8 protein-coding genes are annotated in these 15,525 nt (G+C 44.0%); 1 reads left to right on the top strand and 7 read right to left on the bottom strand.

Annotation, left to right across the window (positions count from 1 at the left end):
• Positions 1–37: 37 nt before the first annotated feature.
• Complete coding sequence (gene addA, locus LJE11_RS12760) at positions 38–3,847, bottom strand: helicase-exonuclease AddAB subunit AddA (RefSeq protein WP_227296070.1); 3,810 nt, start codon at positions 3,845–3,847, stop codon at positions 38–40.
• Between the two features lies 1 nt (position 3,848).
• Positions 3,849–7,187 carry a helicase-exonuclease AddAB subunit AddB gene (gene addB / locus LJE11_RS12755; RefSeq protein WP_227296068.1) on the bottom strand — a complete coding sequence of 1,113 codons (3,339 nt, stop codon included), beginning with the start codon at positions 7,185–7,187 and terminating at the stop codon, positions 3,849–3,851.
• 103 nt (positions 7,188–7,290) lie between these two features.
• On the opposite strand from addB, the gene LJE11_RS12750 reads away from it, so the two are divergent.
• A complete protein-coding gene (locus LJE11_RS12750) occupies positions 7,291–7,728 on the top strand; it encodes an FMN-binding protein (RefSeq protein ID WP_227296066.1) in 438 nt (145 codons plus the stop codon).
• A 61-nt stretch (positions 7,729–7,789) separates the two neighbouring features.
• On the opposite strand, the gene LJE11_RS12745 is transcribed toward LJE11_RS12750, so the two are convergent.
• From LJE11_RS12745 to LJE11_RS12725, 5 genes are all read right to left on the bottom strand, one after another.
• Positions 7,790–9,706 (bottom strand): NAD(+) synthase, encoded by a 1,917-nt coding sequence (locus tag LJE11_RS12745; protein ID WP_119251426.1) that lies wholly within the window; start codon positions 9,704–9,706, stop codon positions 7,790–7,792.
• 58 nt (positions 9,707–9,764) lie between these two features.
• Complete coding sequence (gene hslO / locus LJE11_RS12740; RefSeq protein WP_008706643.1) at positions 9,765–10,643, bottom strand: Hsp33 family molecular chaperone HslO; 879 nt, start codon at positions 10,641–10,643, stop codon at positions 9,765–9,767.
• A gap of 117 nt (positions 10,644–10,760) precedes the next feature.
• Positions 10,761–11,573 (bottom strand): class I SAM-dependent DNA methyltransferase, encoded by an 813-nt coding sequence (locus tag LJE11_RS12735; protein ID WP_055052582.1) that lies wholly within the window; start codon positions 11,571–11,573, stop codon positions 10,761–10,763.
• Between the two features lie 171 nt (positions 11,574–11,744).
• Positions 11,745–12,890, bottom strand: a complete 1,146-nt coding sequence (locus LJE11_RS12730) for a hypothetical protein (protein ID WP_055152314.1) — start codon at positions 12,888–12,890, stop codon at positions 11,745–11,747.
• 320 nt (positions 12,891–13,210) lie between these two features.
• Complete coding sequence (locus LJE11_RS12725) at positions 13,211–15,268, bottom strand: HelD family protein (RefSeq protein WP_008706647.1); 2,058 nt, start codon at positions 15,266–15,268, stop codon at positions 13,211–13,213.
• Positions 15,269–15,525 lie beyond the last annotated feature (257 nt).

Below are 15,525 nucleotides of genomic sequence, written 5' to 3'. Positions count from 1 at the left end.
CGGATATTTGAATTCACAATAATAATTTTTATTCCGCTTACAGCAATATCTCTTTCTGCAATGTAAACGAATAAATGATCTTTTCCTTCACTTTTTTCCCTGTCATCCGCTCCAATGCCCGGGCATAATCCTCAAGCTGCACATGATACAGATCGATCAGCTTCTGTTCCTGTCCTCTCCTCACTCTATCCGTTTTATAGTCCACAAGAACAATCTCTTCCTCTTCCATAAAATAGGCATCGATAATTCCCTGCACCAGCACTGTTTCGTTCTTCCAACCATCATCGAGCATAGAAGCACTTCTCTGGATCACAAAAGGCTGTTCTCTGTAAAGATGTTTTTTCATGGCAGCCTTCTTCATTCTCTGCCCCAGTCTGGACTCCACAAACCTCCTGATATCTCGGATCCGAATACATTCCGCTTCCTGCTCTGTCATTTTCTGGCTCTCCAGAAGTCTCTTTAACTGAGCCCGAAGCTGTTCCTCTGTATCTGCTTCTGCATAATCCAGACATTCCATTACTCTGTGGTAAGCAGTACCTCTGGCAGCCCCCTTATACTCTTCCTGCTTCTCTGCCATAAATGCGGGAACCGGCGCTTCCTGTTCTTCCTCCTGCTCTTCGACAGAGACACTGATATTCTCTTCCAGTTCACTTTCATCATGCCAGCTTCTCTTTTTCAGATCCGAAACACTGACTTTAACCGGAATATCTTCCAGATATTTATACGGATATGCAAAGGAAAATCTCTTCTCTATCTCTTCCTTCACAGCCTCATCATACACTTTATTTTCATCCCAGTTCTTCAGATATTCCTCCTGCATCTGGTTTCCTGCCTGGATGAGAACTGCCTTTTCTGTCATCTGACGGACAGTGATCTTTTTTATCACAAACTCAGAGATATCATCGTAAATCCCCGGCTGTTTCTTCATGAGGATTCCATATTCCCACAAAAGTTCACTCATAGCCCGATGCCGCACCAGTGCAGGCAGTACAAAAGCCCAGTAATTCTTTGCTTTCATTCTGGTTCCCAGTGGGAGCAGTTCTTCTCCCTCATCCAGAAAACGCGACAGCGACAGCATCTGCTTTTCCAGCTTTCCGACCGTTCCTGTAAGGATCAGTTTCTCTTTTGCTCTTGTCATGGCAACGTAAAGTACCCTCAGTTCCTCTCCCAGACTCTCTTTCAGAAGCTGTCTTCTGATCACCTGCTTATTCAGCGAAGATGCGATCACCCGTTTCTCCGGTATGATAGCATCAGCCCCTATTCCCAGTTCCGGATGAAGCAAAAGACCTGCATTCATATCCTGAAAATTAAACTGTTTTCCCATACCGGCCACAAATACTACCGGAAATTCAAGTCCCTTACTCTTGTGGATCGTCATGATCTCCACTGCGGTATTGCCCGCTCCTGTCAGATTGACTTCTCCATAGTCTACCTGATATGCCTGTAGCTGTTCGATATAACGAACAAAGTTAAACAGACCCCTGTAGCTTGTCTTCTCGTAGTCCATAGCTTTCTCCACAAGCATGGTAAGATTTGCAAAACGCTGCTCCCCTCCCGGAAGTGCCCTTGCATAATCTCCATACCCGGTTTCTTTCAGCACATAAAGGATCAATTCGTGGACCGGCGTATATGCAGCCATATTTCTTACCTTTTCAAGTAGACTCAGAAATCCTTTTAATTTAATATTCAGAGAGTTCTTTTCATCTGTTCGCAGATTACTGTTTAACAATTCAGATTTCAGCTTATCCGGATCCAGTTCTTTTTCGGGGATTTCATTTTCTCCTGCATATGCCGAAACACTCTCATAGAGCAGACCATCAGGATACTGTATTCTAAGCTCTGCCAGTTCCTGTGAAGTGCATCCGACGATCGGTGAACGAAGCACTCCCATAAGCGGAATATCCTGCAGCGGATTGTCACACACCTTCAGATAATTCAATACAGTCACAATCTCGGTTGCAGAGAAATATCCGGTTCTTGATGTACAATATACGGGAATCCCCTGAGATGCCAGCACTTCCCTGAAGGTTTCTGCCCATCCATAGGCAGTGCGCAGCAGGATTACAATATCCCCGTATTCCACAGGCCGGTATTCCTTCGTCTCTTTATCTACGATATGTTCTTTTCCCACAATTTCTTTAATTCTCTGTGCAATGGCCAGCGCCTCCAGTTCCTGCCCGGTCTGATTTTCCATTTCCCTGCGGTTTCCCGATGCACCTGCGTCTTCATAGTCCTGTACATCAGACAGTTCTTCTCCGTCTCTCTCGACCAGAAGAACCTCTGTCTTTACAAATTCCTCTGACTCTCCTTCCGGAAAAGAAGCTCCGGGATAAAGGGCTGCATCTTTGTCATAGGTAATCCCTCCCAGGTCTTCCCCCATGATCTGCCGGAAAATAAAGTTTACACTCTCCAGAACCTGTTCCCTGCTCCGGAAATTTTTGTGCAGGTCAATTCTCTGCTCCTGTGCTTCTTCTGTGGAATAACTTTTATATTTTTCCATGAAAAGCTCCGGCCTTGCCAGACGGAAACGATAGATACTCTGCTTTACATCTCCTACCATGAAGATATTTTTCTTCTGGTTAATCCACCCGGATACTGCTGTTGTCAGAAGCTCCTGCACTAAGTTACTGTCCTGATATTCATCCACCAGGACTTCATCATACTTTGCGGAAAGTTCTCTCGCGGCCTGAGACATATGGATTTCTTCCCCTTCTTTCGTCATCAGTATCTGCAGGGCAAAATGTTCCATATCCGTAAAATCCAGAATATTCTTTTCTCTCTTCGCCTCTCCGAACCGCTCTTTAAATCCTGCAGTCAGCTCGACTAGCACCTCTATCGGATCTCTGATATATCTGATCACTTCCAGAAGTTCTTTCTCTGCGCTCTGGAAATATCGCTGCCCCAATTCCTTCAGAATCCCCTTTTCCTCATCCCGGAGATCTTTCACTCTCTGCTTCTTCTGTTCATCTACATCCGCAGCCTTCTTTGTGCTCAGCCGGGCAAATGAGGGTTTCATAAGTATTTCTGCAGTTGTATTATAATCTCTTTTCTCTGCCAGCTCCTGCAGACTTCTTATAAGAAGCAGATCACTGCTCAGTGCCTCATCATACAGATACGGGCCATCCGGCTCTGAGCAGATTCTTCGAGCCTCCTGCACCAGAAGCTTCGCTTCCTGCAGTTCATCCTTCACTGCATCCCAGAGCATCCTCATCCACTCAGTCTCTCTTAACTCTTCCAGGGAATCAATCCTGTAATCATCCATACATCCGGACAGCCATTCCTGCGGAAAAGGATTGCTCATAGCCATTTCATATAATTTCTGTATCAGGTTTCCCAGATTTTCATCTGACTTTCCTGTTGCAAAACATTCCACGAATTTCTGAAATTTTTCATCTTTCCTGGCATAATATTCTTCAAGCAACGCTTTCACAACATCTCCTCGCAGAAGCTTCAGTTCCCCCTCATCTGCTGTCCGATATCCCGGATCCAGTCCGATCAGATGAAAGTAATTCCGGATAATATAGGCACAGAAACCATCAATAGTTGTAATCTGTGCAGTATGAAGCAGGGTTGTCTGTCTCTGCAGATGCTCATTATCGGGATCCTCACAGAGTGCTTTTTCAATAGCTGCCGAGATCCTCTCTTTCATTTCACCTGCTGCCGCTCTTGTAAATGTCATGATCAGCAGTCTGTCAATATCCACAGGGTGTTCTTTATCTGTTATCTTACTCAGGATACGTTCTACCAGTACTGCCGTTTTTCCGGACCCGGCTGCCGCACTGACCAGAATATTTCTGTCCCGCAGCCGTATAACCTCCTGCTGCTCCTTTGTCCACTGTACGCCCATCTTATTCTGCCTCCCTGTCAAATGCTTTCCATAATTCCTCATCAGAGAAGTTTTTCAGTCTGCGGAATTCATATCCTGACAGCCTGCGGTCAAATCCGCATACCGTCATATACGGACAATAAGTACACGCATTCTTTTTTCCGAGCTCATAGGGAGAAACCTCTGCATCTCCCTCCAGAATAGAACTTCTTATCTTCTCAATCTTCGTCCTTACATACCGTCCAAGCACTGCGAACTGTGTTCTGTCTGCCACAGAAGAATTTTTGCGAAAGCTTCCGTCCTTATTAAATGCGACAGGAATGGAGCCAAGACTGCTGTCCATCCTGTACACAAGCTCCGGATCTGCCTGAGCCAGCCCATTCATCTTCAGTTCTTTCATAAGACCTGCACTGACTGCTTCCACATCCGCATCTATCTTCTCCTGGATCATAGGATCCTTGATATTGTAATAAAAAACTCCCGCAGGAATAATCTCCTTATCCGGATATTTCTTCTGCTCTACACGCAGAGCACCATCCAGATAGATCATCAGCTGTAACTGCAGGCCATGATACAGATAAACCAGGTCAAAGGATGTATTTCCGGTTTTATAATCAATCACCTTCACATACACCTTATTCTGATCTTCCATAATATCTACTCTGTCAATCCGTCCTCCCCCGAAGGTTACCTCAAAGCCTTCTGGCTGAAATTCTCCCTGTTCCAGCTGTTTCTGAAGTGCCCAAACCGTCCTTCTGAGGATTCTCCTTGTTCTCTCGATCATATATTCATTTCTGGCACTGCTTTTGAGCACCGTATTTCCATAATCTGCCACAATATTATCCAGACACCGGTCCGCAATCTCATTCCGTTCCTGTTCTGTCAGCTCTGTCCATTTCATGCCTCTTTTTCGCACTTCTTCTGCAAAGCTTTCCAGCGCTTCATGCATAACATTTCCCATATCCATAGGTTTAAACTCATATTCCACACGCTCGGTAAGCTTCATTCCATACTGAAGGAAATGTGCAAATGCACAGGCTGCAAAACGTTCCAGTCTGGTAGCACTGTAAGGTGAAACTTCTCCATATAATGCCTTCGCCACACTCTGGCTGATAATATCCTTTGGTTTTCCGGCAAAAGCCGACTGTACCAGCTTCTGTATTCTGCTTCTGTATTCCGGATTCCGCAGATACCAGCTGTAAAGCTCTCCAAACACTGCATCCGTCTCATCTGCCTGCTCCAGAATATCCTCATGTTCTTTCTCTGTCTCCTGTACCAGCTTCTCCAGAAACAGATCAATCCCAGCTTCCGGATTTTCCGGATAACAATAAGAATTTTCAATTTCCAGCTTCGGATACAGACTGCGTATACTCCCGATCAGATATGCCGGACTTATGCCTTCTCCTTTTGCATTGGTATCACTATAGGAGAGGATCAGCTTTTCTCCCGGTTTCGTCATATTCAGATACAGATAAAACCTCTGCATATTCATCAGTTCTTTAGGCCCCGGTGCCAGTTCCACTCCTTGCTCCTGGAAGAAATCCCTGTCAAGCTCTGATAAGATTCCGCCTGTCTGTGTGCTCTTTGGGATATTTCCCTCATTCACGCCAACAAAGAACAACGCCTTAATCTCCTTTAAGCGGGATCGTTCCATATCACCCACCATTACCTGATCTATGCTCGGCGGAATCAGCGCTACTTTTGCCTGAGAAAGTCCTGATTCCAGAAGCTGTCGGAACTCCTGTCTGTTTACCGTTTCTTCGCCAAGAATCTCAACCATCTTATCCAGCAGGTCCATCACAATTCCATAAATCTGGTTATATTCTTTTTCCATTGCTTTATCGCCTGACTCTTTAAACTTTCGCTCCTGTCGTTTCAGTTTCTGCCAGACATTGCTTTTTTGGATAAACTCATAGAGAATCCGGCAGTACTCTTCCACTGTCTTCTTCCCGGAACCAAATCCCTGTGCAAGTTCCCTTACTTCTTCCGCAAAGATTTCTCTGATCTCATTCAGTTCCTGTATCTTCTCCGCTTCCATTCCTCTGTATACACGAACCCATTTTTCAGACCATTTCTTATATCCCCGGATTCCCAGCGCCAGCACGTAATTCTCCAGCTTATCAGCCTGTTCTCTGGTAACTTCTGACATCCCGCATCTGAGATAACGGAAAACACTCTCATAAGGAAATCCCTGCACTGCCATCTCCATGGCAGCGCGCAGATACTCCACAAAAGGATTCATCATTATCGAATGCTTCTCGTCAATAAAATATGGAATATCTGCCTCCTCAAATACCTGTGCTGCAAGTCTTGCATATTCTTCCAGATTTCCTGTGATCACCGCAATCTCACCATAGCGGTATCCGCAGGTACGCACAAGTTCTGACATCCTTCTGGCAGCCTCCCGCATTTCTTCCAGGGGGGATGGCGCAGTAAATATTTTTATCTCCTGCTGTTCTTCGGCATACACGCCCTTTCTGTAGCGGAAGATATTTTTCTCCAGAAACTGTAAGGCAGGTGCCTGTGCAAACCGGGACTGTCCGGATGGTTTCAGATACACCGGATCCTCCAGATCTCTGCTCAGCCCTGCAAGTGTCCGTATCATCTGCTTGCTCATAAAGAAAAGCTGATAAGGTTTTCCCGGAGAAAAAGCATCCTCCCGTTCGTCCATAGTCACAGTAACACTTATGCGGTCAGCAATGACCAAAAGTTCCCTGAGCACATTGACCTGAATTGGCGTGAATCCGGTAAATCCATCAAAGAGAAATTCCGCTCCCTTAAGTTTCTCGGAAAAAGGAAGCTGTTTAAGCAGGACATCCATCACCTCTTCCCCTGTCATATAATGCCCCTTCAGGAATTCCCTGAATGACTGATAAAGGATTCCCACATCTTTAAGCTTCATTTCAAGTAATGGCTGATCTTTGGCCTTCTCTTTCATTTCTGCCAGATTATCTTCTCTGATATCATACTGCATAAATTCTGAAACCAGAGACTTCACCTCATCCAGATATCCCGGCTTATTCATCTGACTTCCCAGATAGGCAAGTTCCTTTCTGTGCTGCTGCACCATTTTCTGCAGCACCATGCTTTTTCCCGTATCTTCCAGAACCTTTCTGTTATCTCCGCCGGTTTCTTCAAATACACGGTACGCAAGGCGTTCAAAGCTCAGGATGTCAATATTCAGGATTCCTTTTCCCGGGTGCATTTCCACCAGCGTCTTCTGTGTCTGCATGGTAAACTGCTCCGGAACAATAATATAGTAATTTCTCTCCGGGTGTTCCATGGACTCCCGGATTACTCTCTCATATGCAAAATAAGACTTTCCGGCACCGGAACTGCCGATAATAAACTGTAATGACATTCTTCTCTCCTTACTGTCGGTTACTCACATTCATTGTTTCAGTATATCATAATTTAAGCACTTCTGTAATAGAATATACAAAACCATCCAGGAGGCGTGTACCATGAGTGCAAAAACAAAAATCATAGTCCTACATATGAAGGAAGTTATATACACCGGCATTTTCCTTCTTCTTGCTGTCATCCTGGCTATTGTACTTTTTTTCATGTTTGGATCCGGTCAGAAAAAAAGTGCCTCAGCCGATGCCAAAAGCCTGTACAAACCGGGAATTTATACTTCCTCCATCGACCTGAATGAAAACACCTTTGACCTGGAAGTAACCGTTGACTCTGACAGGGTAACTTCCATCCGTCTGATAAATTTAAGCGAAAGCACCGCAGCCATGTTTCCTCTCATGGAACCGGCTCTGGAATCACTGGCCAGCCAGATCTATACCTCCCAGTCGCTGGAAAACATCCAATATTCCGAAGATCAGAAGTATACTTCCATGATTCTTTTGAATGCAATTGAAACAGCACTGAAAAAAGCGGAGAACAACTGATCGTTCTCCGCTTCGCCATGCAAAATCACGCGGATAAAATCATCCACTCCGCTATGCGATTCTAAAGATCCATATTTTCAAGCTGCTCCAGCCATACTCCTGCACTTGCATCACTTGGCATTCTCAGATCACCTCTCGGTGAAACCGCAACGCTTCCCACCTTCGGGCCATCCGGAAGGCAGGAACGTTTAAACTGCTGTGCAAAAAATCTCCAATAGAAGGTTTTCAGCCATTTGAAGATTGTCTCCTTATCATACATTCCTTCAAAAGTCTCACATGCCAGCCTGTAAATTTTCTCCGGTTCAAATCCTGCACGAAGCATATAGTACAGATAGAAATCGTGAAGTTCATAAGGTCCCACCAGATCTTCTGTCTTCTGTGCGATCTTGCCATCCTTAGGCGGCAGAAGCTCCGGACTTACCGGCGTATCCAGAATATCAAGAAGAACCTCTGTCAGCTTCTCATCTTTGCAGGTATCCGCATAATAACGTACAAGATGACGCACCAGAGTTTTCGGCACTGAAGCATTCACGCCGTACATGGACATATGGTCACCATTGTAGGTTGCCCATCCCAGAGCCAGCTCAGACAAATCTCCTGTTCCCACCAGAATCGAGCCATCCTGATTTGCACTGTCCATCAGGATCTGCGTTCTCTCTCTTGCCTGGCTGTTCTCATAAGTCACATCATGCACAGACGGATCATGAGCAATATCCCGGAAATGTACATTTACTGCTTCTTTGATATTGATCTCACTTAAAGTCGCACCCAGACACTGACTTAATTTACAGGCATTCTGATAAGTTCTGTCTGTGGTTCCAAAGCATGGCATGGTAATACAGTGGATATCCTTTCTGTCCGCACCGGAAAGGTCAAAGGCTCTTGCGATCACAAGCAGTGCCAGTGTGGAATCCAGGCCTCCGGAAAGTCCCACTGTTGCCTTATGACAATGGATATGATCCATACGTTTCTTAAGTCCCATTGCCTGGATATTCAGGATTTCATCACAGCGCATATCCCTTTCTTCTTTTCGTGAAGGTACAAAAGGATACTGTGAATATTTTCTGGTCAGCTTTGTCTCTTCCACATTCAGATGGAAGCACACTTTAATATGATCACTGTCGTCAGCCGGCTGATAAGTAGTCAGTCTTCTTCTCTCATCGTTCAGCCTCTGCACATCAATCTCACTGTATACAATACCATTGTGGAAACGTTTTCCTTCCGCAAGGATCACTCCATTCTCTGCGATCATATTCTGACCGCCAAAGACCAGATCCTGTGTGGACTCACCTTCTCCTGCATTTGCATATACATATCCGCACACCAGACGTGCAGACTGTCCGGAAACAAGATCTCTGCGGTAGCTGTCCTTTCCGACCATCTCATTGCTGGCTGACAGATTCACGATCAGATTCGCTCCTGCCTGTGCATGGAGAACGCTTGGCGGCAGTGTCACCCATAAATCCTCGCAGATCTCTGCTGCTGCCACAAGCTCCGGCTCCTCCTCACAGATAAAAAGAATATCTGTTCCGAAAGGAACTCTCTTTCCCTCAATATCCACATATTCCAGACAGCCAAGACCTGATGCAAAATGGCGCTGCTCATAAAATTCTCCATAGTTTGGAAGATAAGTTTTCGGAACCAGACCAATGATCTCGCCTCTGTTTAAAACTGCTGCCACATTATATAATTTTCCATGATTTCTGAAAGGCACACCTACAAAAACAAGGGCATCCACATCAGCAGTTTCCTTTGTGATCTTCAGCAAAGTTTCCCAGGCGCTGTCGAGAAGACGTCTCTGCAGGAAAAGATCCTGACAGGTATAGCCTGTGATACAAAGCTCCGGAAAAGTCATAACCTTCACATGTTCTTTCTCCATCTCATGGATCAGTCTGATAATCTCATTTCCATTGGCATTGCAGTCTGCAACTGTGATATAAGGTGTTGCGGCTGCTGTTTTGATATAACCGTTTTTCATTTTCTACCTCTTCTTCCCTGTGCTCCGGCAGATCCATCTGTCAGTACATTGGCATCTCTTATTTACATTTACGCAGGATTTCTTTCAGTTCTTCCACTGTAAATTCATAATTCTTATTACAGAAATGGCAGTTCATCTCAATGGACTTACCTTCCTGGATCATTTCATTGAGTTCTTTTCTTCCGATGCTGATCAGGGCTTTCTCCACTCTTTCTCTGCTGCAGTTACAGTAAAATTCCGTAGGAACTTTCTCATTGATCTCCATGTCAAAGCCCTCCAGGACTTTCTCAAGCAGACTCTCAGGAGTATGCCCCTCTTCCAGAAGATTTGTGACAGATGTGATTTTCTGCACATTTTCCTCAAGCTTCGCAATTGTGCTTTCTTCCGCAAACGGCATCAGCTGCACGATAAATCCGCCAGCCTGACGTACTGTATTGTCTTTATTCATAAGAACTCCAAGACCAACTGCTGACGGTACCTGTTCACTTGTAGCAAAATAATAGGTAAGATCTTCTGCGATCTCGCTGGTCTGAAGCGCAACCTGTCCAACATAAGGCTCTTTCAGTCCCATATCCTTGATCACGTTCATAAATCCTACTCCGACAGCACCTGCAACATCCAGTTTGCCCTTGCTGTTTGCCGGGATACATACATCAGGATTTCCCACATATCCCTTTACACGACCTTTGGAATCTGCTGTCACAGTAATTCCTTCCAGAGGACCTCCTGCCTTAATCTGAAGTGTAAGGATGTCCTTATCCCCCTTCATCATGGTACCCATCATAGCACCTGCTGTAAGAAGACGTCCCAGTGCTGCTGTGGCTACCGGGCTTGTATTGTGATCCTGTCTCGCTGTTTCTACTGTTTCTGTAGTAACTGCCGCAAATGCCCGAATCTGATCATTCGCTGCAATTGCTCTGATAATATAATCGTTCATTCGTTTATTACTCCTGTTATTTCTTTCATATTATTTTCATTTTGTCCATGGCTTAACATCAAATCAATAGCAATTCCCGTAAATAATGCATTAATTAAGAGGCCTGCTATAATTGCATCAATCCGCGCGATGTGTCTCAGGTTTCTCCGGAATCCTTCCATGATATCCGTTCTGTGCACTTTTTCCATGCTCTCTTGCAACAAAAGTCAGACGTTCACAATTCTCATCACCCGGATTATGAGTATATGCATCACAGACTGCCACCAGTTCCATTCCTGCTTTCACAATCATAGCCTTGATTGCTTCTATGGAATATGCTTTCTGTACATGTTCCTCCTCACACTTCTCATACAATCCGTCTTCTCTTGGAAGAAAAAGTGCCAGTTCATATACATTCAGGGCATTTTCCCTGTCATAACTGTTCTCCCAGATAAAGCTTCCGTCCTCTCTGTCCTCAGCAATAGTCGTATCGCCGATCACATCCCGGTATTTATGGATCGTATTCATATCAAAAATGAACAGTCCGCCCGGATCCAGATAATTATTTACCAGTGCAAAAAGATACTCCAGATCTTCCTCGTCCGTCAGATAATTCATACTGTCACAGACACTGATCACAGCACGAACCGTACCATATAACTCAAAATCCTGCATATCCTGCAAAAGATACAGAATATCATGACCGGATTCTGCCCGCTTCTCCATAGCCTCTGCAAGCATCTCCTCAGAATTATCGATACCGATCATATCATATCCGGCATCTGCAAGCATCTCTGTCACAGTACCTGTTCCACATCCCAGCTCCAGAACCAGACCATCCCTGATCCCGTCCTGAGCCAGTGTTTCTATAATATAGTCTGCCCATTCACGATAGTTTACATTATCCATGAAAACATCATAAACACCGGCAAATCTTCCATATGATTCCATTCATCAGCCCTCATTATCTACCTGTTTTACTGTTCACTCCGTTCACAGCAACACATATTTTCCCTGCTATTCTACCACAACATCCGTTCTTATGTAAATAACAGGTTGGTCTCTGTCAGCGCAAAAAAGGACGACTGTTTTTTACAGCAGCCGTCCTTTTCAACTTTTCTGTTACTGATTCTTAGGCATATAGCGGACATACGCCGGTTCTCCATGATAGTAATAGTCAACGCCATTCTCATCATAAACGTCCTCACCATTAGCAAAATCATAGGTATTTCCGTCATCATCACACCATGTACCGTCACCGTTCGGATAAATTACAAGCGGATATCCGTCGGAGTTTCTGTAAATAGTTCTTGTCTGATCTGTATCATAGTCCGGATCATCTGTTCCTACAGGTGTTCCATCTGCATAATATCCATTGGAGGAACCATCGTCATAATCATAAGATCCGTCGCTGCTGCCATCAGAAGTATAGTCTGATGAACTGTAATCTGATGAACCGCCCGATGAAGTATCACTGTAAGAACCGTCTGTGCCTGCTGAAGAACTTCCATCTGATGAACTGCCGGATGCTGTTTGGTCTGTACCTGCAGCCGCTGTTCCTGTAGTTCCTGAAGTGCCGTCCGCAGTTGTACCTGCTGTAGTTCCTGAAGTTTTTCCTGTTGCTGCTACTTTCAGTACAGAATCACCGGAAATAGTGAATGAATCAACAGAAGTCTTGATTCCTGCCAGTGCTTTCTCATCCTTTACAGAACCTGCAACACTGTAAAATTCTGTTGTATTATCTGTGAAATATTTATTTACAACATATTTATAGTCACTCTTGTCAGTGAGGTAATGAACTGTATAGCTGTAAACATTTACACCGCTGACTTCCTCTGATTTATAATCCTGGATCTCAAAATCTGTACCTTCTACAAGATTATCTGCCTTTACAAGTGCAGAGGCTGTATCCTGTGAACTTGGAATGATCGCCACAGACATATCCTCCTCACCGGAACCATGCAGGATCAGGAGTTTGCCCTGTTTCGGTGACTCGAAGCTTAACATATCGTCAGAATCTGATTTATTCGCCCATGTCGCATCCGGAAGTTTAATGGATACTGCTTTGTTCTTAGATGTATAGGTAGTATTCTGGGCATTGGCCGGTGCAGGGGTAGGAGTTGCTTTCGCTGCTTTGGTTGGCTCCGGTGTAGGAGTTACCTGTACCACACTTGAATCCTCGTCACTGCCGCCTCCAAAGCATGCAGTCATGGAAACAGATAATACAGTTGTTAAGGCCAATAACATTAGTACTCTTTTATTTTTCATAATATCCTCCTTAGAATAGATATATAGTCTTCAGGTAATATTTGATATCAGGTCAGAAGAGGAAACCTCTCTCTGATATTATTATAACTGTTCCGTACTTTATAAAATATGATGTCAGGGTCAAAAGATATTTTGCCCCTAACATTATATATTTTACAATTTCATTACATAGATGTCAATGTCGATTTCTCAGCCTTCTGCGATTTGCATAGTCTATCATAACGCCATTTCTCTGCTTCATCATACCATTTATCTTTTTTTCTCTGTAACTGAGAGATTACTTGTTACTGTGAACGGAGTGAACAGTAACGATTACTTTTTTATTTTTCCACTTCATACATATGCAGTTCATGAAGGGCTCTTGTTGCAGCGATATATCTCGCCTGACGCACAAGCGGGCTCCGGTCTTTCTGCGGAAATACTGCAAATACCTGATCAAATTCCAGACCTTTTGCCAGATAGAATGTCGTAACTGTAAGACCTTTCTTAAAGCTTGTGCTGTTTCTGTCCAGATAAGACAGACGTTCTTTTATATCAAATCCTTTTTCTCCCAGAATTTCCTTCAGAAGAAGCCACATATGTTCTGCTTCTTTCTCTGTACGCAGGACAACCGCTGCTGTTTCATATTCTTCTTCGCCGAGTTTCAGAGTTTCTGCAATCTCTTCCGCAGCATGGCTCATATCTGCAAATATTTTCTCCTCCACCGGAGCACCATGACGTTCAAAGAGTTCCATATCTTCAATACCCGCAAGCTGATTTGCATAAGACGCAATCTCTATGGTGTTACGGTAACTCTTATTCATAATGATCTTGTGGATATCCCTCCCGAAAATCTTCGGCAGAAATTTCAGCACATCCTGCTGTTTATCATCCATAGTCTGTGCCCGGTCACCCAGGATCGTCATTCTGCAGGAGAAAATCCTCTGCAGAATTTCATACTGAAGCCTTGAGTAATCCTGCATCTCATCTACCACCAGATGCTTGATATTGCTTCTTCCCTGCTGGCTCTGCAAACGATATTTCAGGTAAAGAACAGGATAAACATCCTCATATTTCAGCTTTCTTTTCTCATAAGAAACACGCGGAAGTCCTTTGTATCCATTTTCTTTCAGGAACTGACTGTAGATCACATAAAGATCTCCGGTCACATACAGCTTCATGAATTTCTCACGGATCAGGTCTTTCTCATCATCTGCCAGATCACGGTCCCGCAGAGTTTCCACCTCGTCAATGAAATAATCTGCAACTGCATCCATCCTTGAGAGCAGTGGAAAATCCTGGAATTTGAAATAAAACAATTCAATAATCTCTGATTCCTTCTTTACAAATCCCTTATATTCCACATCTTTAAAATTCATCAGCCGGTCTTCCAGTTCCACCAGATAGCGTTCCATAAGATTTATAAATTCCATGGACTGCTTTTCCTCTGCCAAAGAAGCTTTCTGTGGAAAACGGATTCTGCGTTCAATTTCATCATAGCGGTCTTCGCAGTCAGAAACTGTATCCCGAAGCTGCTTATAAGCAAAAAGATCAAAGCTCATTTCCTTAATATTCTCTTCTCCCAGTTCAGGAAGGATATGGGAGATATAATCGGAAAACACTCCATTTGGTGACAAGATCAGAATATTGGAAGACTTCAGATTCTGTCTGTCATGGTAGAGAAGATAGGCGATCCTGTGAAGCGCCACGGAAGTTTTCCCGCTTCCTGCTGCACCCTGGATCACCATGATCCTGTCTTTGGTATTTCGGATAATGGCATTCTGCTCCTTTTGAATGGTACGGATAATGTTCTTAAGCTGTACCTCACCGTTACTTCCCAGCTCTGCTTTCAGGATCTCATCATCGATCTTCACATCACTCTCAAATTCGTAGATCATTTTTCCGTTGCGGATCTTATACTGCCATTTCGAAGCAACCTCACCATGAATCTCGCCCATGGGAGCCTCATAAGAAGCCGGTCCTTTGTCATAGTCATAAAACAGACCGCTTACCGGAGCACGCCAGTCGTATACTAATGGAATATGCCCTGCTTTCTCTGCGAAATTTCCAATTCCAATATAAAAGATCTCCGGTTCGTCCTCTCCTTCGTAAATGAAATCAACTCTTCCGAAAAATGGAGAATCTGCCATTCTGCGAAATCTCTGCTTCAGGATCAGCTGCTCTTCATTTGCGGAAATCTGGCGGAACAATGCCTGCTGATTATCATAATTCTCATAACCATACTGGTCCATCTCTGTATAATTTTCCCAGTAATACTCATGCATTCCCTCAATCTCTTTCTGGCCTTCCACCAGAGAAAGGCTGATTTCTGTGATACGTTCTTTTAATTTTTCCAGCACATAGCCCAGATATTCTCTGCCGTTTTTCTTATCTGTCATATTGTTGATATCCTCTGATATTTGCAACTGTTCAGCAATTTCACAGTTACAATACTCCTTATTATTGTTATCATTTTCTCTTATCATTATGATGATAAAATATATCAATTTTCGTAGATTGGTTTTTAATTATAACATATTACCCTCTTACAGAAAAGACGTAAATTTGCACGGTATATCTCGATTTATCTATTTCTATGCATCCGTGGGAAGCTGCCAGTGAACAATAATAAAAATCCCTCAGCCGGTATCTGTGC

Origin of the sequence: Blautia sp. DFI.1.216, from assembly GCF_020594215.1 — a bacterium.
Classification (GTDB): domain Bacteria; phylum Bacillota; class Clostridia; order Lachnospirales; family Lachnospiraceae; genus Blautia_A; species Blautia_A wexlerae.
The sequence above is the reverse complement of the archived record's forward strand: the minus strand, read 5'-3'. Positions and strand labels throughout refer to the sequence as shown.